Origin of the sequence: Variovorax sp. PMC12, assembly GCF_003019815.1 — a bacterium.
Taxonomy (GTDB): Bacteria; Pseudomonadota; Gammaproteobacteria; order Burkholderiales; family Burkholderiaceae_C; genus Variovorax.
Map to the genome: position 1 here is coordinate 193,743 of NZ_CP027773.1, position 18,758 is coordinate 212,500.

The window sequence follows — 18,758 nt, forward strand, 5'->3', positions numbered from 1 at the left end:
CACCTATTAGGAGCGGATGCTATGCCAAAGAAAATAAATGTGCAAGATGCACATATCTCCGCGCAGCTGCGCGCGTTGCACGGTGCGTTGCTCACCGTGGTAAGCGTCATGAACCGTCCGCAGCGAGACGAGGCGATGGTGCGCGAAGCGGGCATTTCTCTCGACCGCGCGTTGTTCCCGCTGTTGGTGGGCATCGAACGGGTCGGGCCCATCGGCGTGGTCGAACTCGCCGACCGTGCCGGGCGCGACCACACGACGGTCAGCCGGCAGGTCGCGAAGCTGGAGAGCCTGGGCCTGGTCGAGCGCCAGGGCGGCGCGCACGACCGGCGCGTGCGCGAGGCGGTCGTGACGCCCAAAGGCAAGGCGATGACCGATGCCGTCGATGCGGCGCGCGAACGGCTTGCGCGCGGCATCTTCGACAAGTGGGAGCCGCAGGATTTCGAGGACCTGGTGCGGCTGCTGCAGAAGTTCGCGGCGGACATCGAAGGCGCACCCGCGGGCGGGAAGTGACTGCGCGCAGGGATGAGCCGGAGCTGCTATCGGCTTGCGGCCAGAATCGGCGGATGCCCTCCACGATTCTGCTGATCGACGACCACGCCATGTTCCGCGAGGGCCTGCGCCTCGCGTTGCGGGAGGCGCAGCCGTCGATGACCATCGAAACCGCCAGTACCGGCAGCGAAGCGTTGCAGGCGTTGTCTGCGCTGCCAGTGCTCGATGCCGTCATGACCGACTACTACCTGCCCGACCTTGGCGGTGCCGCGCTGGTGCAGCAACTGCATCGGCGCAGGGGCGGGCTGCGCATCCTGGTGCTGTCGGCCTCCGAAGATCCGCATGACGTGGAGACCGCGCTCGAGGCCGGCGCGCAAGGCTTCGTCCACAAGTCGGCCGACAGCCGGCAGTTGCTGGATGCGCTGCGCCGTGTGGTCGGCGGCGAGCAGAACGTGGTGCATGTGTCGCCACAGGGCGCTTCGCCGCTGCCGGTGCTGTCGATGCCGACAGACAGCCTGAGCCAATTGACCGCGCGGCAGACCGAGGTGCTGCACCTGCTGTGCGAGGGCCTGCGCAATGCGCAGATCGCACAGCGGCTGGAGACCTCCGAGAAGACCGTCAAGGCCCACATCTCCGCGATCTTCGCGGCGCTCGGCGTGTCCAACCGCACGCAGGCCACGATCGTGGCGCGCCGCGCCGGCATGCTGGGCAAGCCACGCTAGGCAGCGCGGCGCCCCTTTCCGTCGGCCGCCTTTACCCGCGGTTCACCCGGCAGACAACTTGTGCCGCTCCGCACGTGGCTCAATTTGGCCTCATGCATTCGGACGCGACGGTATTCACGGAAATGCGCTTCTGGGGCCTGGTGCTCTGTTCGCTGGTGCTGCCCACCGCCATCTTCATCATGCTCTTCGTGCGGCGCGAGTTCTCGAAGGTCACCGTGCTGGGCTTCGGCCTCCTGCTGATCCTGCTGGCGGGCGTGGACATCTTCCTGTTGCGCGCTCTGGCCACCATGGCCCGGGCCACGCCGTCGCTGGCCGACGACCTGGTGTTCTCGTCGGCGCTGTCGATCGCGCTCTATATCTTCCCGGCCGCCTTCGGCACCTTCGGCCTCAACATGGTCTCGCATGTGCTCATGCACTACCTGAAGCAGAAGGAACTGCGCTTCGAGCGGCACCAGATGCCGCAGCGCCAGCGACCGACCGGCACGCCTTCGCGGACTCGCGCACTGGCCGTGCGGCGGATACGGCCACAGGCCCATGGCGTGGAAGATTCCCGATCCGATGAATCCCCAGGCCGTGCGCCTCGCTCGCGCTGGCTCCACGCCAGCCCGGGCGTTCGCCGGCGGCGCGGCGCCGTGGCGCGCCCGCCAAGTGCATCGAGATCTTCGTGAGCAGGAACAGCATCAACCCGGCTCGGCCTCTCGAGGCCGAGCGTTCCCGTCGGCCGCGAGCAGCAGCCTGTCGACCCACTCGCGCAGCGCATCCACTTCCACCGGCTTGTGCAGGATCGGAATGGAACGCGCGGCCGCTTCGATGAGGCGCGCAGGATCGGTGTCGCCGCTCACCAGCAATGCGGGAATCGCAGAGTCGTTGTATTCCTCGTGCAAGCGGTCGATGGCCTCGATGCCGGTCTCGTGATCGCGCAGGCGATAGTCGCTCACGATCAGCCCGGGCTTGCCGGGTACGTCGGCTATCTGCTCGACCAGTTCGTCCGGCCCGGCGGCCGCGATCACGCGATGCCCCCAGCTTTCGAGCAGCAGCCTCAGCCCTTCGCGGTTCTGCGCGTCGTCGTCGATCACCAGGATCAGCTGCCCCGTGGCCGGCTTCGCGTGCGCGTGCGCTTGCGTGGCGGCAACGGGTGCGCGCGCTTGCGTCGCGGCTGTCACGCCGCCCTCGGCACCGGTGATGTCCGGCGCCGATGTTTGTTGCTGCGCATCGACGCTCAGCATGAAGACCGTGCCGCGGCCCTCGGCCGAGTGCAGCGACAGCGGGTGCCCCAGCAGCGCGGCGGTGCGCCGCACGATGGCGAGGCCCAGGCCCAGCCCCTTGCCGCGGTCGCGCTCGGGATTTCGCAGCTGATGGAACTCCCAGAAGATGCGTTCATGCTCGTGCTGCGGAATGCCCGGGCCGGTGTCCCAGACCTCGATGCGCACCGCGTCCCCGCCGCGCCTGCGGCAGCCGATCAGCACGCGCCCGTGTGGTGTGTGCGCTATGGCGTTGCTCACCAGGTTGCGCAGGATGCGCTCCAGCAGCATCGGGTCCGAGCGCACGAAGGCGGCGCAGGGCCGCACTTTCAGCACCAGTCCCTTCTGCCGGGCCTGCGGCGTGTATTCGGTGCGGATCTGGTCGAGCAACCGGTCGAGCGCAAAACCCCGGATGCGCGGATGGATCACGCCCGCATCCAGCCGCGAGATATTGAGCAGGGCATCGAACAGATGCCCCATCGCGGCACTGGCCTTGGTGATGTTGTCCAGTAGGTAGCGGCCATGCGACGACAGCCGCTCGTTTGCCAGCAGGCCCAGGAAAAGGCTCATCGCGTGGACCGGCTGCCGCAGGTCGTGGCTCGCCGCCGCGAGAAAGCGCGACTTCTCCAGGTCGCTGCGTTCGGCGGCTTCCTTTTCAAGGCGCACTTGCTGCAGCAGCGCCAGGTTCTCATAGCCCAGCCGCAGCGCGTTCAAATGCGTGCGGTTCATGCGATGGATGAAGGCAACAGTAGCCACCAGATAGGCCGCGCCGCTGGAAACCAGCGCCAGGTTCACCGCCGAAGGCTGGGCCGCGAGCGCGATGAAGGTCGGCGCAAAAGTCGGCACGACGAACGCATACACGGCGGGCAGCACCATGTAGTTCGAATAAGTGGCGCCGGTGCCCAGGCCGAGCAGTATCACGAGAAAAAAGAGTTGGTACTCCAGCGGGACGAAGAAGGTCCAGTAGGCGAACGGCAACCCCCACAGGATGCCCGACGCGATGTTGCCGAACACCATCTGCCGCAGCCATCGCTCGCCCGCCCCAGGGCGGCTGCGCGTCCGCGCGTAATACAGCATCGCGCCGAACCGGAAGGCCGCGACAAGCAGCGTCGCCGAGATCCATGCGGCCACCTGCGTGCGCGGCACGACCGCCAGCATCACGTACGCCACCACGCAGGCCGAGATGACCGAGCCCGCCAGCGCGAACGGGAAGCTGCGCAGGAGGACGGAGAGTTGGACTTCGAAGATGCGTTCGGATTCGGACGGGGAGGAGGGGGAAGGAGTCATGTGGATTCGCCTGGACTCAGGCTTCGGAGCGTGTTCAGGCGCTACCGGAAAAAATAGCAGGGAACGAATTCGATAGCCGGTTTAAATCGTGTGGAAGATGACTTGGCGCATGCCTATGGCGCTCGAGTTTTGGGTGGCAGCAGGCCACAGAATACGTTTTTTATCATTCCGTCCTCAGGATGCTCACTGCTCAAGGCCAAGGTGTAGGAGGTGATCCTCTTCTTTCCGACTGTCATTCCCATCATTTTGGCCTCCCCGTCATGGCGAAGATAGACGATTATTCCGTCGAAGCCTTCTTCTATAAATTCGTCCTTGTAATTTTTAAGAATTTTCTGCAGTTTCTTTTGGCTGCTCCAATCCTTTTTCAGAAACACTTTCTGAACCAATTCATTGTCGATATTCTTTGGGCGCTTCTTCATGTAAAGCCGAGATTGCCCCACTATCCAGTTGCCGTTGCAAGTTGTCGCTTCGTCGCTAAAGAATTGTTCAATTTTCTGCTCGACCACCTTTCCTTCGGCCGATTGGTCCAGATTCACCCAGACGGCGTAGGGGCCGTAGACGTACCCCGCCGATACTGAAGAAATGGCCAAGGCACCTGCGAAAAGAAGTAAGGCAAATCGAATGTTTCGAATAAAAAATGACATGATTTTTTCGGGTTTAGTCGATGGATGGTTTTTTCGATTTTTTGGGCTTTTCATTTATGATATTCATCGACTCGTTGAGCGCGTCTGCATCTTGAATTTCGAGTCCTGGCGCGAGTAGATCCTTCTTTGACTGTTCGAAGTAGGCGGTCGGAATGAGATATTTGAAATTCTTTGCAGCCCCCAAGGGCTTGATATTTCGATTTTTCCTGTCTGGCGGCGTAGGGATTTCTGGTATTGTCGACGTGAATGCCGAGAAATTTATTCTCTGATTTTGATTTCCTCCCAGCAGAATTGGGTTGCCGGATTTGCTTATCGCGTAGATGAATCCGACATGTATTCCTTGTCCGTACTTGGTGGTTTCCACGGCTATGGCACCATATATCGGCCTTTCAAGCTCCAAAAACAACGGATTCCTGATCTTCGACGCCTCCTTCTTGGATTTTTCTTTTGGTCCAAATACTTCGTAGAAGCCATGTGCTCGGGCCTTGTCTGATTTACGATCCGGATAGCCAGCGTTTTCGATGGGATATCCTGCTCGCATCAGGCACCAGTTCACGAACGCCGCGCACCAGGCATTGTTGCGGTCTTCCAAGGATTTGAGGCCATCGCCGATTTCCGCGTGATAGTTGATTTTGTTTTGCAGCGTGGTCTCGACTTCTCCAGCTCTGAGCTTCGCCTCCGCGATGGCAACCGGCATCCACGGCGCGCGGCCAAGCGTCGGATTGATGAGCGCTAGAACCTTTCCGGTTCCTTCTTTAGATCGCTCCTGATCCGTCGTCCTTGCGCTGGATGGGGCAGGTGGTGATGGCCTATGAACCCCCGCATTTTTCTTGGCATTTCCGGAAATAAATAAAATTTCGCCGGGAAAAATAAGATCACTGTGCAATCCATTGCGCTCCTTGATTGAGGCAATACTTGTTCGATATAGTTTTGCGATTTTCCCGAGACTATCGCCCGGCTGAATCACATAGCTCACGGGTCCTTTATTTGCCGGTGAAGAGCTATTGATCTTTTCCGACCCCGCAACGCCCTTCCATTTCCTGAACTTCGCCAGCAGGTTGAAATCCTTGCCCGTCTCGCCGCCGATGGATCCAATCCGCACCGGCTTGTTGACTTTGGGGCTGATCACCTTGACGGCCACGGTCGATCTGTCCGCCGGATGAATCACCGGAGGAAACCGCCCGGTGGCATCCGACTTCAACCTCTCCTCGCCGTTTTCCCTCTGCAGAATGATTTCCGCATCAGGCAGGGGCTGGCTGCCATCTGTCGCGTTGATCCTGCTCACGGCCACCCATGTCTCCTTGCGGGTTTCCGGCCGTGCGTGAAAGCCTTCGATCGTCGCGATGCTGTCGACGATCTTTTCAATCTCGGCGCCGGTGCATTCGTTGATCTTCCTGTTGGCCGGGATGCCGCTCGTCCTGAGCAGGTCGTCGATGTATTTCCCGGTGTTGTTCTCGTGCTTGGGCGCGTAGTCGGGAATGGCCTCCGGAATGGTCCGTTCGCCGTGCATGCGCTTCAGGTTCGCCTTCAGCTCGGCTCGACCTGCGTCTTCGTCGGGGAATATCAGGAATGTCCTGCCCGATCGGGTGGTGGCGAACCCGACGTAGCCCCGCGCTTTTTTCGGCGCAGGCAGGCCGTCCACCATCCGGGCTGTCAGGTCCCCGGGGTTGTTGATGCGCCATGGCAGCGTTCCGCCCGAGCGCAGCAGGTGCCGGCCGTCTTCGCAGATGAACTCGGCGACTTCGATGTTGGGGTGGTAGGTAGCGGATATCAGCTTGGACATGGTCGTTTTTTTGCTGTTCAGCCCAGCCCGTTCAGGTAAGCCTGCACGGAGGACTCGGAGAGAAAGTGGTCGGGACCCGTGCTCCCCCCGGGCGGTGCGTACTTCGAGCCCTCGAGAGCCGGCGGGTCGTCGTCCAGACCGTCGCTGTCCTCGGGCCCGGCTGCATCGGAGTCGTCGTCACGCGTGCTGGTCGTCGGAACCTCGCTCCAGGCCCAGGCCTCCTCGCCCACGATCAGCACGGCCTCGTCGGGCGTGTCGAATTCGATACGGGGCAGCCGGCCGTCCTCGGGGATGACGCCTTCGGCCCTGGTCTGCTGCTTCTCGTCGACGATCCGGTAGGGCAGGCCGGTCATGGCCATGTGCCCGAACACTTCGTCGCTGCCCAGCGGCGCGAAGCGCACGCTGTACCTGTCGTCGTGGCTCACGCCTTCCATTCGCTGGAGCTTGGCCATGTCCATCGGGCCGGCGTAGCTGTGGGTGCGCGCATGTTCACGCCACAGGCCTTGGGTGCCATGCACGATGCCGGCGCGGTTCCACCTGGTGAAGCTGCCGCCGCCGCTGACCACGATCTCTTCCCGGGCGGTGATGCTGATCCTGTCGGCCTCCTGCTTGATGTCGAGCCTGGCCAGCAGGTTGATGCTGTTCTGCAGGGCGACGATGTCGATGCCGGCGGTGGCGGCTGTCAGGCGGATGGCCTTGTAGGCGAAGAGGCGCGCGGCTTCCCTGACGCTGACCAGGAAGCTCCTGCCCGCGCTGATGCTGGTGTGGCCGCCGCTGCTCAGTGCGTTGTGCGTGATGCTGGCGATGTGGGTGGCGCCGGCTGCGGTGCTCTGGATGCCGGCCGCGCTGGCGAGCACGAGGTGCGGCTCGCGGAGCTCGGGAAACGCGCCGTGTTCCGAGCCGCCCTTGATGGCGTCGTTCTGTTCCTTGAGAGCTTGCGTGACCACGTCCTGGTCGCCCGCTTCGTGCGCCTTGGCCTCCTGCGCGGTCCGGCTCTGGCGTTCGTGCAGGTCGCGCGCCGCTGTCAGGCGGGCGACGGTCTCCCCGAGGTCGGTGATGTGCGCTTGCGCATCGGGGCGCGCCTCGGTGGTGAGCAGCAGTCCCTTGGCGGCGCGAACCGACGCATGGCCGTCCGTGCGCAGTTCCGCGCCTTCGCCCCGGTCGTCCGCGCGGCCTTCCGTGCCGTCGATGCGCCCGATGTGGCCAAGGCTCAGGCTGCTGCAGAGGTGATCGCTCTTGAGTTGCGCCTGGATCTTGCCGGGGTGGTCGTCCAGTGCCAGGTGGTTGCCGCGCGCGCCACCTGCACGGCCCGAGCCGTCGTCGGCACGCAGTTCGCGGCTGCGGATGCCTGACAGATTCGCCTGGTCGGGCAGGCGCCATGCAGGCATGTTCGTGGCGTTGAACACGCGCCCGGTGACGATGGGGCAGTCGGGGTCGCCGTTCAGGAAATCGACGACGACCTCATGCCCGACGCGGGGTAACGCCGCCGTGCCGAAGGTGTCGCCCGCCCAGGACATCGACACGCGCACCCAGCAGCTGGAGTTCTCGTTGCGCGCGCCAAGGCGATCCCAGTGGAACTGCACCTTGATGCGGCCGTGCCGATCGGTCCACGTCTCTTCGTTCTTCGGGCCGACCACGATGGCTGTCTGCGGCCCCCGCGTGCGAGGCCTCGGCGTGACGCGCCGGGGCCGCCATGCATGGTCGGCAGGTTGCGCTTCGAAGGCAAAGCGCTGGACGGAACCTTCGCCGGCACCCGCGCCTTCGCTGGCCTGGATGTTTTCCTGCAGTTCGTATTCGACGCTGGTCAGCAGGTACTTGCGGTTCTGGTCGTCCCTCGGGTGATTGGCGAGTTCGAAGACATGGCCCGGCGCCAGTTCGCGCCTGTTCGAGCGCCCGCTTGCGACGCAGCGTTCGCTCAGCTGCTCTTCGGTGCGAATGCGCGTGTGGATCTCGCCGTCGTCGTGCTGCGTATAGCCGCCGGGCCATTCGTAGCATTCGAAGTCGTCGTGCGTGTGCCCGGCTGGCGCTTGCCGCTGGCTCGAGAGATCGGCCGCGGGCTTGAGAAAGTCGTAGTCGTCGGTGAAGTGAAGGCCGGAGCGCACTTCTTCACCGGGCTTCCATTCGAAGATGCGCTCGCCCGGGTTGGCGCGGTTGCCGCCGGTCATGCCCGCCTTCTCCGACGGATGGAAGCGCACCGTCTCGCCGCCCGGCAGCGGGTCGTGCGAGGCTGCGATGTCGTCGGCGAACACCAGAACATGGCGCTGCGCCTCGTGCCTGAAGTAGTAGCAGATGCCTTCCAGTTCGCACAGGCGAGAGACATACGAGAAATCGCTCTCGTGGTACTGAACGCAGTAGTCCCGCACCCGGTATTCGCGGCTGAGCCTTTGCTCCACCGGATAGCCGTAGCGGCCGAGCACTTCGGCGAGGATGTGGGGAACCGACTTGTCCTGGAAGATGCGGAAGTCGCTTCGAAGCGTTGCGAGCCACAGCCACGGGCGCAGCCTCATGCGGTAGAAGCTCTGGCGGGCGTCCTCTGCGGCCAGCCCGAAGAACGCGGTGATGCCGCCCAGGTAGCGCGTGCCGCCGCTCTCGGTCTGCACCGCCACGGTGGAGGGCTTTCCGAGCAGCATCTTCGCGTCGATGCCGTTGCTGTTGCCGAGCAGGTCGACTTCGAAGTCGTAGAGCCGGCTCAATGCCTCGCGCCCCGCCAGCCGGTGAAACTGGAGCGCCTCTCCCAACGGCGTTTGAATGGTGACCCGGCGCGTCATGGCAAAGCCGGGCCATCGAAGATGGACATTGGTGGTTCCTCCCTGATATCGCGGCCGCTTCAGTCGCAATCGGCCATTGGTTTTTGCGGAGTATGAAAGCGCTCGGGGTTTCCCCGGTGCCCGTTGCGAGATACGCCGCGGATTCGTGAATGAGTACACGTGCCTGTGTGCGCCTGCAAGCATTGGCAATCTGTGTGAGCCGAATGTGCGCGGGGCGGCAGGCTCGTCGCGTGCTCATGGTTTTCCCGAAGCTGGTGCATGCGCTCGTGCCGCATGCACCGCAATGTCGCTGGGCGCGCGCGAGGGGAACTATTTTTTAGTTCGCCCGTTGCGAAAAACGGTGCTTGGTGCGCGCGCACCGCACTCCTAGCATTCGCCTCGCTGCCTCACATGCCTTCGTCCGCATCGCAAGGCGGCACACAAGAGCCGAACGACTTCACCTCATCGCATCGAAGAAAAGGAATCCGACATGGCCAACCTCCGCGACCCGGGTCGCCGCAGCCTTCTCAAGACGTCGCTCATCGCGAGCGGGCTCTCCGCCGGCGGACTGCTCTCGGTCGACGCCTTCGCGCAGGGCAAGGCGCGCATCAACATGCAGCTGGGCTGGATCGTCGGCGGCAACCAGATCGGCGAAGTGGTCGCCAAGCGCATGGGCTTCTACGAGCAGGAAGGCATCGACTTCGCGATCCAGCCCGGCGGCCCGAACATCGACGGCGTGGCCATCATCGCCTCGGGCCGTTACGAGGTGGGGCAGGTGTCGTCGAGCCCGTCGATCATGCTGGCGGTGTCGCAGGGCCTGCCGATCAAGTGCTTCGCGGTGGGCGCGCAGAAGCACCCCTACACCTACTTCTCGCTCGCCAGGAACCCGGTGCGCAAGCCGGCCGACCTGATCGGCAAGCGCGTGGGCATACCTTCGACGGCGGCCATTCTTCTGCGCGCGCTGCTGGCCAAGAACAAGATCGCCGAGAAAGACGTCAAGGTGGTCTCCATCGGAGCCGACATGTCGCCGCTGCTCACCGGCCAGGTCGACGTGGTGACGGGCTGGCTCACCAACACCACCGCCATCAAGGTGCTGGGCCCCGACATCGCCTCGCTCACGCAGTGGGACGCGGGTGTGCGCCTCTATGCGCTGCCTTACTACGCATCGACCAAGACGCTGGAGACGCAGCCCAAGGTCATCGAGGCCTTCCTGCGCGCCACCGCCAAGGGCTGGCACTACGTGCGCGCCAACCGCGATGCGTCGGTCGACATGCTGGTGAAGGAGTACCCGAACCTCAAGCGCGAGGACGAGCGCGTGGCGGTCGACGCGATGCTCGAATACGCCTTCGGCGGCCTCGCGCAGACGCAGGGCTGGGGCGCGATGGACCCGGCCGTGTGGCAGGAGCAGATCAACACCTACGCGGAGCTGGGCCAGTTCACCGCGCGCACGCCGAAGGTGGAAGACGTGATCTCGCTCGACGCGCTCAAGGCCACCGCCGCCGCGCGCGCCATGAAGGGCTGACGCGCCATGGCCGCCGTTCTCAGTACACCGCCCGCCATCGCCTGCCGCGACATCGGCGTGCGCTTCTTCACCGAGCGCCGCGACGTCACCGCCATCAAGAGCCTGGACCTCGACGTGGCGCAGGGCGAGTTCCTCACGCTGCTGGGCCCCTCGGGCTGCGGCAAGTCGACCTTCCTGCGCGTGGTGGCCGACCTGCTGCAGCCGAGCAAGGGCCGCATCGAGGTGCTGTCTTCCACGCCGCAGGCCGCGCGCAAGAACCGCGACATCGGCTTCGTGTTCCAGGACGCGGCGCTGCTGCCCTGGCGCACCGCGCTGCAGAACGTGGAACTGCCGCTGCAGGTGGGCGGCGGCGCAAGCCGCAAGGGCCGCCGCTCGCCGCGGGAGCTGCTCGAGCTGGTGGGCCTGAAGGACCGCCTGAACGCCTTTCCGCACGAGATGTCGGGCGGCCAGCGGCAGCGCGTGTCGATTGCGCGCGCACTGGCCAGCGACCCCAAGATCCTGCTGATGGACGAGCCCTTCGGCGCGCTAGACGAGATCACGCGCGACAGGCTCAACGAAGAGATCCTGCGCGTGTGGCGCGAGACCGGCGTGACCATCCTCTTCGTCACCCACAGCATCCACGAAGCGGCCTTCCTCGGCCAGCGCGTGCTGATGCTGGCCGCCAACCCCGGCCGCGTGCGCGAGATCGTGCCGGTGGAGCTGCCCGCCGAACGCACGCTCGAAATGCGCGAGACCCCCGAGTTCGTCCGACTCACGAGCCACCTGCGGCGCGTGCTGGAAACCTGCTGAGGCCGAAGCCATGAATACCCGTTCCATCGATACGACCGTGCCCGGGGCGCCGGGCACCATCGGCGCGCCGCCCTCGGCCGATCCCGAATACCTGGCCTGGGCCGCCGCCCGGCAGAAGCGCATCTGGCGCCGCCGCATCCTGCCGGCGCTGGGCATCGTCGGGCTCATCGCCCTGTGGTGGCTGGTGATCGTCGCGTTCGGCGTCAAGCCTTTCATCGCGCCCACGCCGTGGGCCGTGCTGGAAACGCTGTACGCCAAGCGCGACGTGCTGCTCGACAACCTGCTGCCCACGGCCTTCGAGGCGGCAGGCGGCTTCGTGCTGGGCAACCTCGCGGCCATCGCCGTTGCAACGGTCTTCGTGCACAACAAGACGCTGCAGGACATCTTCTTTCCGGTGGTGCTGATGTTCAACGCCGTGCCGCTGGTGGCCAAGGCGCCGGTGCTGGTGCTCATCATGGGCAACGGCGTGGAGCCGAAGATCACCATCGCCGCGCTGGTGTGCTTCTTCCCCACGCTGGTGAACATGGTGCGCGGGCTGGAGTCGGTGAACCCGCAGGCGATGGAGCTGATGCGCGTGCTGTCGGCCAGCAAGACCGAGATCTTCTTTCGCCTGCGTTTGCTCAACGCGTTGCCCTACCTGTTCTCGGCCCTGCGCATCGCGGCGTCGATGTGCGTGATCGGAGCGGTGGTGGGCGAATGGGTGGGTGCCACGGTGGGCATCGGCGCCATGATTCTGCAGGCCACCTTCAACTTCGATTCGCCGCTGCTCTACGCCGCGATCGTGATGAGCGCAACGCTCTCGGGCCTGTTCTTCCTGCTCGTGACGCTGGCCGAACGCTGGGTCATCCGCTGGCAGCCGGAGGCCGCGCCCTGACCGTTCGGGCGCATTCCAAAAACACAACCATACATTTCAACAGGAGATTTCTATGAGCCGTATTGGCGACTGGATGCAGGAGCCCGCGCACGACGTTCGCGTGGCAGCCGAATCGGACGTGGTGGTGGTCGGCGGCGGCCCCGCCGGGCAGGCCGCGGCTTTGGCCGCAGCGCGCAACGGTGCGAGCGTGACGCTGCTGGAGCGCTACAACCACCTGGGCGGCCTGGCCTCGGGCGGCATGGTGCTGGTGCTGGACGACATGTGGGACAGCCACCAGCAGGAGATTTCGGTTCGCGGCATCTGCCTGGAAATGATCGAGCGCATGTCCGCGCTCGGGCTGGCCGAGTACCCGCGCCAGCAGGACTGGGGCACGCTGCCCGAATCGGTGCGCCGCTGGAAGCGCTGGGGCACCTACGACTTCCACAGCAAGGAGAAGCCGCACCCCATCTGCTTCGCCGCCGCCTTCGACCCCGATGCGTGGAAGCGCACGTCGCTGGAGATGGTGCTGCAGGCCGGCATCGACCTGCGGCTGCATTCGTGGTTCTCGCGCACGCTGGTGGAAGACGGCAAGGTCAGGGGTGTGGTCTGCGAAACCAAGGGCGGGCGCGAAGCCATCCTGGGCAAGGTGGTGATCGACACCACCGGCGACCTCGACGTGGCGGCATCGGCCGGCGCGCCGCACATCAGCGGCAGCTACATCGTGACGACGGTGTTCCGCCTCGGCGGCGTCGACACCGAGGAAGCCGAGCGCTTCGAGCGCGAGGAGCCCGCGGCCTGGCAGGCGCTGGACCGCGAGATCAAGCACATGCTCGGCGGCGCCTGGGAAGCATGGTGGCTCAAGACGCCGCTGCCGGGCGTGGTGTGGTGCAACTGCCCGCACATGCCGGGGCTCGACGGCCTGAAGGTGAGCGACCTGACGCGCGCCGAGGTGCAGGGCCGCGCCACCATCCACAAGGTGATCGAGTTCGTGCGTGCCCATCTGCCGGGCTTCTCGAAGTGCGTGCTGATCGACATGGCACCGCAGACCGGCATCCGCCAGACCCGACTGCTCGAAGGCGCCTACGTGATGACCAAGGAAGACGTGGCCCAGCGCACGCGCTTCGAGGACAGCGTGGCGCGCGGGCGCGACTACTACTACCCCTACCGCACGCTGCTGCCGCGCAGCGTCGAGAACCTGCTGGTGGCCGGGCGCCACTACTCGGCCACCTCGGCGGCGCAGAAGATCTCGCGCGAGATTCCGCCCTGCATGGCCATGGGCGAGGCCACCGGCACCGCCGCGGCGCTGGCCCTGAACGCCGGCGTGACGGTGCGCGAGGTCGACATCGCGAAGCTGCAGAAGACGCTGCGCGCCCAGGGCGCCGACCCCGGCGACCAGAAGGGGCCGAACGCCGACGTGCCGGCCATCGCCCGTTCTTTCGCGAAGGAGGCCGCATGACGACCGCTGCCGATGCACTGCCTCTGGACGGCATCCGCGTGATCGACTTCACGCAGGTCATGATGGGCCCGGTCTGCACGCAGATGCTGGCCGACCACGGCGCCGACGTGATCAAGGTCGAGCGCAAGGGCGCGGGTGACCTGAGCCGCTCGACCTTCGCGCCGGTGGCGGGTGAAGACAACCCGATCTTCTGCAGCCTCAACCGCAACAAGCGCAGCGTGGAAATCGACCTGCGCGACGCGGCGCAGATGGAGCTGGTGAAGGCGCTGATCGCCGGCGCCGACGTGGTCACCAACAATTTCCGCGCCGGCGTGATGGAGCGGCTGGGCCTGGGCTACGAAGACTGCAAGCGGCTCAACCCGCGCATCATCTACGCGGTGGGCACCGGCTTCGGCGAGACCGGCCCCTACGCCCACAAGGGCGGCCAGGACGTGCTGGCCCAGGCGCTCACCGGCGTGATGGCGCGTCGCGCCGACGCCTCGGTGCCGGTGTCGATCTACCCGACTGCGCTGGCCGACTACACCGCCGGCATGCACATGGTGCAGGGCATCCTGCTGGCGCTGCTGCAGCGCGAGCGCACGGGCGAGGGGCAGAAGATCTCGGTGTCGCTCTACAACTCCATGCTGGCGATGCAGATGCAGGAGGCGGCCATGGTGATGATGGAAGACTCCGAGGTGAACTGGGCCGCCATGCCGCTGTCGGGCGTGTTCGACACGCAGACCGGGCCGCTGGTGCTGGTGGGCGCTTTCAAGGCCAACCCGCTGCGCGACATCTGCACCGCGCTGGGCATCGAAGACCTGTCGCTCGACGCGCGCTACGCCACGCTGTCGGCGCAGTTCGAGAACAAGGCGGCGCTGCATGCGATCTTCCACGAGCGCTTTGCGAGCAACACGCGCGAGCACTGGCTTGCGAAGCTCGAAGAGCAGGACCTGCTCTCAGCCCCGGTGCGCGAAATGCGCGAGGCGCTGGTCGATCCGCAGACGCTGCACAACGCGATGATCCTCGAGGGCGGCACGCCGTCGGGCCGTGCGCTGAAGTTCATTGCCAGCCCCATCCACATGTCGGGCGCCAGGGCCGGCCTGCGCCGCGCGCCGCCCAGGCTCGGTCAGCACACGGCCGAGGTGCTGGCCGAGGCCCGCGCGCTGATCGAGGAGGCCGATGCATGAGCGTGCTCTACGAAGTCATCGACCACGTCGCCACGGTCACCATCGACCGGCCGGATGTGCTCAACGCGGTTGACCTGCCGACCGAGGCCGAATTGCAGCGCATATGGAGCGACATCGAGTCGCGCAGCGACATCCGCGCCGTGGTGCTGACCGGCGCGGGCGAGCGTTCGTTCTGCGCCGGCGCCGACCTGAAGAACACCTCCAACCTCAAGGGCGTGGACTACTGGGCGGCGGCGCGGCCAGGCGGCTTCGGCGGCATCGCGCTGCGCGAGACGCTCGACGTGCCGGTGATCGCGCGCGTCAACGGCCTCGCGCTGGGCGGCGGCTTCGAGATGGTGCTGGGCTGCGACATCGTCGTGGCCTGCGAGGAGGCCAGCTTCGGCCTGCCCGAGCCATTGGTCGGCCGGCTCCCGCTGGACGGCGGCATGCTGCTGCTGCAGCGCCAGATTCCCTACCGCCAGGCCATGGGCATGATGCTCACCGGCCAGCGGGTGAAGGCGCAGCGCGCGCTGGAAATGGGCCTGGTCAACGAGGTGGTGCCGCGCGCCGAGCTCGACACGGCCGTCAACCGCTGGGTGCAGCAGATGCTGGCCTGCGCGCCGCTGTCGCTCAAGGCCATCAAGCAGGTGGTGCGCCGCACCGGCACGCTGGCGCCGGCCGAGGCGCACCGCATGCGGCTGCCGGCGCTGGTGGCGGCACTGCAGTCGCAGGATGCCGACGAGGGCGTGCTGGCCTTCCAGCAGAAGCGCAAGCCGCAGTGGCTGGGCCGCTAGGCCGGCCGCGTCAGCGAAGGTACGTGCCATGCCCCACGTCATCACCGGCGCCTGCATCGACATCAAGGACGGCGCGTGCGTCAAGTGCTGTCCGGTCGATTGCATCTACGAAGGCGAGCGCACTCTGTACATTCACCCGGATGAATGCATCGACTGCGGCATTTGCGTGTCCGCCTGCCCCACCCAGGCGATCTACGAAGACCTTCGGCTGCCGCCCGAAATGGCACATTTCACGGCCATCAACCGCGACTTCTTCGCGGCCGGCGTCAGCGGGCTCGGCTCGCCCGGCGGGGCGGCCGACACCGGGCCGGTGGCCTGCGACCACCCCGGCATCGCCCTGGAACGCGCGAGGCCGGCCGTATGAGGCCTGCGCGCGAGGGAGGGCCGGCTGATGCACGCCAGCATCCTCAAATACTTCATCGAAGTGGCGAGCTGCGGCTCGGTGCGCAAGGCTTCGGAGCGGCTCTACGTCGCGGCGAGCGCGGTCAACCGGCAGATCCACAAGCTGGAAGACGAGCTGGGCGTGGAGCTGTTCGACCGCATGCCCAACGGCCTGCGCCTGAATGCGGCCGGCGAGCGCCTGCTCAAGCACGCGCAGGAAACGCTGCACCAGTACCAGGTGATGCGCACCGAGCTCGACGCGCTCAAGGGCGAGCGCACCGGCCACGTGAAGGTGGCGGCCATGGACTCGTTCTTCGAGGAGCTGCTGCCTTCGGCGGTGGAAGACTTCCTGCAGGTGTTCCCGGCCGTCACGTACACCATCACCGCCGTGCAGCCGATGGACGTGCCCCAGATGGTGATGTCGGGCCAGGTCGACGTGGGCATGACCTTCGTGAGCCGGCTGCCCGGCGGCGTGGCGGCGGTGGCGCTGGCCAACCTGCCCATCGGCGTGGTGATGCCGCCGGGCCATCCGCTGGCCAACCACGCGCGCGTGTCGCTGAAGGAGTGCGCGCGCTATCCGTTCCTACGATCCAGCTCGCACCCGGTCATAAGCGCCGCGCTGTCGCCCGAGTTCGCGGCGTTCTGGGACGACATGGAGCCGGCCGCCACCTGCAATTCGACGCCCATGCTCAAGCGGCTGATCATGGCCGGCAAGGGCATCTCGTGCTTCTCGAAAATCGCCTTCATCGAAGACCTGAAGCGCGGCGACCTGATCTGGCGGCCCTTCGAGCTGCCGGCGCTCGACCAGCTGCAGGTCGGCATCGTGGTGCCGTCGCAGCGGGTGCTGCCGCACGTGACGCAGAACTTCGTCGGCCGCATGGCGCGCCGGCTGACCCAGTTGGAGATCGCAGCCGCCGCCGTGTGAACGCGGGTGGCGGGTGCGCCCGTTTTTCAACCCAAGGAGACACGACGACATGAACGATCTGAAGGACAAGGCGGTACTGGTCACGGGCGCGAGCACCGGCATAGGCGCGGCGGTGGCGCGCGCGCTGGGGCAGGCCGGCGCGCGGGTGGCGGTGCACTACCGGGGCAGCGCCGGCGAGGCGCGCAACGTGGCGCGCGACATCGAGGCCGCCGGCGGCCGCGCGCTGCTGGTGCAGGCCGACGTGACCGACACCGCCGCCGTCGACCGCATGGTGAAGACGGTGCATGCCGAGTTCGGCCGCATCGACGTGCTGGTCAACAACGCGGGCGGCTTCGTGAAGCGCTCGCCCATCGTCGATGCGGACGACGACTACATCGACGCGGTGTTCCGCCTCAATGCGCGCTCCGTGGTGGCGGTGAGCCGCCGCGTGATTCCGCTGATGGCCGCCGGTGGCGGCGGTGCGATCATCAACGTGACCACGCAGGCCGCGCGCACCGGCGGCGGGCCGGGCGCGGGGCTCTACGCGGCTTGCAAGGGCTTCGTGTCGACCATCACGCGCACCATGGCCAAGGAACTGGTGAAGGACAAGATCCGCGTCAATGCGGTGGCGCCGGGCGTGATCGAGACGCCTTTTCACGACGGGCATTCGAGCCCCGAGGTGCTGAAGAACTTTGCCAATGCCATTCCCATGGGGCGGCTGGGCACGGCCCAAGAGTGCGTCGGCGCCTTCCTGTTCCTGGCGAGCGAGGCGGCCAGCGGTTATGTGACCGGGCAGGTCATCGAGGTCAACGGCGGGCAGGTGATGCCCTGACGGCCGTGCGCGCCGCTCAGCTCAGGTCGACGTAGCCGCCCAGCTTGCCGCAGTGCAGGCAGCCGAACACGAACACCGCGAAGCTGCGTTCGCGCGAGGGCGTGTCGAGCAGCCATTGCCAGCCTTCGCCGGCATCGAGGTGCGCGTCGTCGCAGGTCTCGCGCACGAAGTCGGCGGCCGGCTCCGACGCCAGCAGCGCGCGGTCGACGTGCTCGATCTCGCCGAGGAAGCGGCCGGCGTCGTTGCAGTGCGCCCACCATCGCTCCTGCTGCCAGCTGAAGAAGCTGGGCGTGCGTTGCGACACTTCTTCGATGACGCGCATCGGCAGCTCGACCTCGCCCATGCCCACGCCGGCCGCGTCGTTGAATTCCCCGTCGAACTTCGCCGCGGCCGAGCCGTCGGCGATGCACCAAGGGCAGAAGTGCGATTCGTCGCCGATGGCGTAGAAGCTGCCGTCGTAGATGTAGCCGGTGGCCTGGCCGCAGCACTGGCAGGTTTCGCCGGACGTACGCATCACGCCCGATTCGAACGGATCGGCGTAGTAGCGGAACACGGGTAGCGCACGCGCGGGGTCGGGCTGCACGGCCTCCGGCACGCGGGCCTGGTCGATGGCTGCCTGCAGGTCGCCGGCGTACGGCGCGGACCATTCGCCGGTGTGCACGTCGAACAGCAGGATGTCGTCGGCGATGTTGCCGCTCGCGGGGTCGCGGCGCACGAAGAGCTGGCGGTACATCGAGTAGTCGTGCGCAATGCTGATGCCGTCGCGCGGAAAGCGCGCGTCCTGCAGCGCGAGCCGTGTGTAGTGGAGAACATCTTCGGCGGTGCGCTTCATCTGCTTGCGGTCGCTGCTGTCGAAGACCGGATGCAGCTGCCACTCGGCATCGCGTTTGCGCGGGTCGCCGAAGCTTCCGCCGTTGGACGTGGCATAGCGGTTTCGCAGGATCGGGGGCAGGGCGGCGCCCAGTTTTTCTTCGAGCGCGCGCAGTGCGCTTTCGGGTGTGGGTGGGGGCTGAGTGTGTCGATTCATGGAGAGGAATGAAGGACCGGGTTGCAGTATGCCGAACACCGCGCGGCCCATCGATCGCCTTCTAGAATCGTCCTCGCATTTCTTCTTGCGGCTGCATGCGGCTCGCCCGGAGCGCAACGCTCCTCCTCTCGTTTTTTTTTCC

17 protein-coding genes are annotated in these 18,758 nt (G+C 65.9%); 12 read left to right on the top strand and 5 right to left on the bottom strand.

Going from position 1 to position 18,758, the window contains the following annotated elements; all coding sequences use genetic code 11:
* Positions 1-21 precede the first annotated feature (21 nt).
* The 3 genes from C4F17_RS00990 to C4F17_RS33270 all read left to right on the top strand — a co-directional run bounded on the left by C4F17_RS00990 (position 22) and on the right by C4F17_RS33270 (position 1,879).
* Positions 22-510 carry a MarR family winged helix-turn-helix transcriptional regulator gene (locus C4F17_RS00990; RefSeq protein ID WP_106933947.1) on the top strand — a complete coding sequence of 163 codons (489 nt, stop codon included), beginning with the start codon at positions 22-24 and terminating at the stop codon, positions 508-510.
* A gap of 53 nt (positions 511-563) precedes the next feature.
* The gene (locus tag C4F17_RS00995; RefSeq protein WP_081267187.1) at positions 564-1,211 is read left to right on the top strand and encodes a response regulator transcription factor; all 648 of its coding nucleotides are present in this window, start codon (positions 564-566) and stop codon (positions 1,209-1,211) included.
* A gap of 92 nt (positions 1,212-1,303) precedes the next feature.
* Entirely contained in the window at positions 1,304-1,879 is a 576-nt protein-coding gene (locus C4F17_RS33270) for a hypothetical protein (RefSeq protein ID WP_234382470.1), read from the top strand.
* 12 nt (positions 1,880-1,891) lie between these two features.
* Here C4F17_RS33270 and C4F17_RS01005 read toward each other — a convergent pair whose 3' ends face one another.
* From C4F17_RS01005 to C4F17_RS01020, 4 genes are all read right to left on the bottom strand, one after another.
* The gene (locus tag C4F17_RS01005; RefSeq protein ID WP_106933948.1) at positions 1,892-3,739 is read right to left on the bottom strand and encodes an ATP-binding response regulator; all 1,848 of its coding nucleotides are present in this window, start codon (positions 3,737-3,739) and stop codon (positions 1,892-1,894) included.
* Positions 3,740-3,852: 113 nt separating this feature from the next.
* Positions 3,853-4,437, bottom strand: a complete 585-nt coding sequence (locus C4F17_RS01010) for a hypothetical protein (protein ID WP_199851995.1) — start codon at positions 4,435-4,437, stop codon at positions 3,853-3,855.
* Positions 4,397-6,166, bottom strand: a complete 1,770-nt coding sequence (locus tag C4F17_RS01015; protein WP_106933950.1) for a LysM peptidoglycan-binding domain-containing protein — start codon at positions 6,164-6,166, stop codon at positions 4,397-4,399. The genes C4F17_RS01010 and C4F17_RS01015 overlap by 41 nt, the downstream gene beginning before the upstream one ends.
* 17 nt (positions 6,167-6,183) lie before the next feature.
* Positions 6,184-8,934 (bottom strand): type VI secretion system Vgr family protein, encoded by a 2,751-nt coding sequence (locus tag C4F17_RS01020; protein ID WP_106933951.1) that lies wholly within the window; start codon positions 8,932-8,934, stop codon positions 6,184-6,186.
* 469 nt (positions 8,935-9,403) lie between these two features.
* On the opposite strand from C4F17_RS01020, the gene C4F17_RS01025 reads away from it, so the two are divergent.
* From C4F17_RS01025 to C4F17_RS01065, 9 genes are read left to right on the top strand one after another with little or no spacing between them, the layout of a single operon-like run.
* Positions 9,404-10,435, top strand: coding sequence for an ABC transporter substrate-binding protein (locus C4F17_RS01025; protein ID WP_106933952.1), 1,032 nt, complete (start codon positions 9,404-9,406; stop codon positions 10,433-10,435).
* Positions 10,436-10,441: 6 nt separating this feature from the next.
* The gene (locus C4F17_RS01030) at positions 10,442-11,224 is read left to right on the top strand and encodes an ABC transporter ATP-binding protein (RefSeq protein ID WP_081267182.1); all 783 of its coding nucleotides are present in this window, start codon (positions 10,442-10,444) and stop codon (positions 11,222-11,224) included.
* 10 nt (positions 11,225-11,234) lie between these two features.
* Complete coding sequence (locus C4F17_RS01035; RefSeq protein ID WP_106933953.1) at positions 11,235-12,098, top strand: ABC transporter permease; 864 nt, start codon at positions 11,235-11,237, stop codon at positions 12,096-12,098.
* A gap of 52 nt (positions 12,099-12,150) precedes the next feature.
* Entirely contained in the window at positions 12,151-13,533 is a 1,383-nt protein-coding gene (locus C4F17_RS01040; RefSeq protein WP_106933954.1) for an FAD-dependent oxidoreductase, read from the top strand.
* Complete coding sequence (locus C4F17_RS01045) at positions 13,530-14,699, top strand: CaiB/BaiF CoA transferase family protein (protein ID WP_106933955.1); 1,170 nt, start codon at positions 13,530-13,532, stop codon at positions 14,697-14,699. Before C4F17_RS01040 ends, C4F17_RS01045 begins: the two co-directional genes overlap by 4 nt.
* Positions 14,696-15,472, top strand: coding sequence for an enoyl-CoA hydratase-related protein (locus C4F17_RS01050; protein ID WP_081267178.1), 777 nt, complete (start codon positions 14,696-14,698; stop codon positions 15,470-15,472). The genes C4F17_RS01045 and C4F17_RS01050 overlap by 4 nt, the downstream gene beginning before the upstream one ends.
* Positions 15,473-15,500: 28 nt before the next feature.
* On the top strand, positions 15,501-15,836 hold the full coding sequence (fdxA, locus tag C4F17_RS01055) for a ferredoxin (protein ID WP_106933956.1): 336 nt from the start codon (positions 15,501-15,503) through the stop codon (positions 15,834-15,836).
* Positions 15,837-15,863: 27 nt separating this feature from the next.
* Complete coding sequence (locus tag C4F17_RS01060) at positions 15,864-16,778, top strand: LysR family transcriptional regulator (RefSeq protein WP_106933957.1); 915 nt, start codon at positions 15,864-15,866, stop codon at positions 16,776-16,778.
* 49 nt (positions 16,779-16,827) lie between these two features.
* Positions 16,828-17,589 carry an SDR family NAD(P)-dependent oxidoreductase gene (locus tag C4F17_RS01065; RefSeq protein WP_106933958.1) on the top strand — a complete coding sequence of 254 codons (762 nt, stop codon included), beginning with the start codon at positions 16,828-16,830 and terminating at the stop codon, positions 17,587-17,589.
* A gap of 16 nt (positions 17,590-17,605) precedes the next feature.
* Here C4F17_RS01065 and C4F17_RS01070 read toward each other — a convergent pair whose 3' ends face one another.
* Positions 17,606-18,616: a CbrC family protein gene (locus tag C4F17_RS01070; RefSeq protein ID WP_159053578.1), complete on the bottom strand. Its 1,011-nt coding sequence runs from the start codon at positions 18,614-18,616 to the stop codon at positions 17,606-17,608.
* Positions 18,617-18,758: the final 142 nt, after the last annotated feature.

What these genes read in the sequence shown, in the direction of transcription:
- C4F17_RS00990 (WP_106933947.1), top strand. Translation starts at nt 22, where the DNA reads ATGCCAAAGAAAATAAATGTGCAAGATGCACATATCTCCGCGCAGCTG.
- C4F17_RS00995 (WP_081267187.1), top strand. Translation starts at nt 564, where the DNA reads ATGCCCTCCACGATTCTGCTGATCGACGACCACGCCATGTTCCGCGAG.
- C4F17_RS33270 (WP_234382470.1), top strand. Translation starts at nt 1,304, where the DNA reads ATGCATTCGGACGCGACGGTATTCACGGAAATGCGCTTCTGGGGCCTG.
- C4F17_RS01005 (WP_106933948.1), bottom strand. Translation starts at nt 3,739, where the DNA reads ATGACTCCTTCCCCCTCCTCCCCGTCCGAATCCGAACGCATCTTCGAA.
- C4F17_RS01010 (WP_199851995.1), bottom strand. Translation starts at nt 4,437, where the DNA reads ATGAAAAGCCCAAAAAATCGAAAAAACCATCCATCGACTAAACCCGAA.
- C4F17_RS01015 (WP_106933950.1), bottom strand. Translation starts at nt 6,166, where the DNA reads ATGTCCAAGCTGATATCCGCTACCTACCACCCCAACATCGAAGTCGCC.
- C4F17_RS01020 (WP_106933951.1), bottom strand. Translation starts at nt 8,934, where the DNA reads ATGACGCGCCGGGTCACCATTCAAACGCCGTTGGGAGAGGCGCTCCAG.
- C4F17_RS01025 (WP_106933952.1), top strand. Translation starts at nt 9,404, where the DNA reads ATGGCCAACCTCCGCGACCCGGGTCGCCGCAGCCTTCTCAAGACGTCG.
- C4F17_RS01030 (WP_081267182.1), top strand. Translation starts at nt 10,442, where the DNA reads ATGGCCGCCGTTCTCAGTACACCGCCCGCCATCGCCTGCCGCGACATC.
- C4F17_RS01035 (WP_106933953.1), top strand. Translation starts at nt 11,235, where the DNA reads ATGAATACCCGTTCCATCGATACGACCGTGCCCGGGGCGCCGGGCACC.
- C4F17_RS01040 (WP_106933954.1), top strand. Translation starts at nt 12,151, where the DNA reads ATGAGCCGTATTGGCGACTGGATGCAGGAGCCCGCGCACGACGTTCGC.
- C4F17_RS01045 (WP_106933955.1), top strand. Translation starts at nt 13,530, where the DNA reads ATGACGACCGCTGCCGATGCACTGCCTCTGGACGGCATCCGCGTGATC.
- C4F17_RS01050 (WP_081267178.1), top strand. Translation starts at nt 14,696, where the DNA reads ATGAGCGTGCTCTACGAAGTCATCGACCACGTCGCCACGGTCACCATC.
- fdxA (WP_106933956.1), top strand. Translation starts at nt 15,501, where the DNA reads ATGCCCCACGTCATCACCGGCGCCTGCATCGACATCAAGGACGGCGCG.
- C4F17_RS01060 (WP_106933957.1), top strand. Translation starts at nt 15,864, where the DNA reads ATGCACGCCAGCATCCTCAAATACTTCATCGAAGTGGCGAGCTGCGGC.
- C4F17_RS01065 (WP_106933958.1), top strand. Translation starts at nt 16,828, where the DNA reads ATGAACGATCTGAAGGACAAGGCGGTACTGGTCACGGGCGCGAGCACC.
- C4F17_RS01070 (WP_159053578.1), bottom strand. Translation starts at nt 18,616, where the DNA reads ATGAATCGACACACTCAGCCCCCACCCACACCCGAAAGCGCACTGCGC.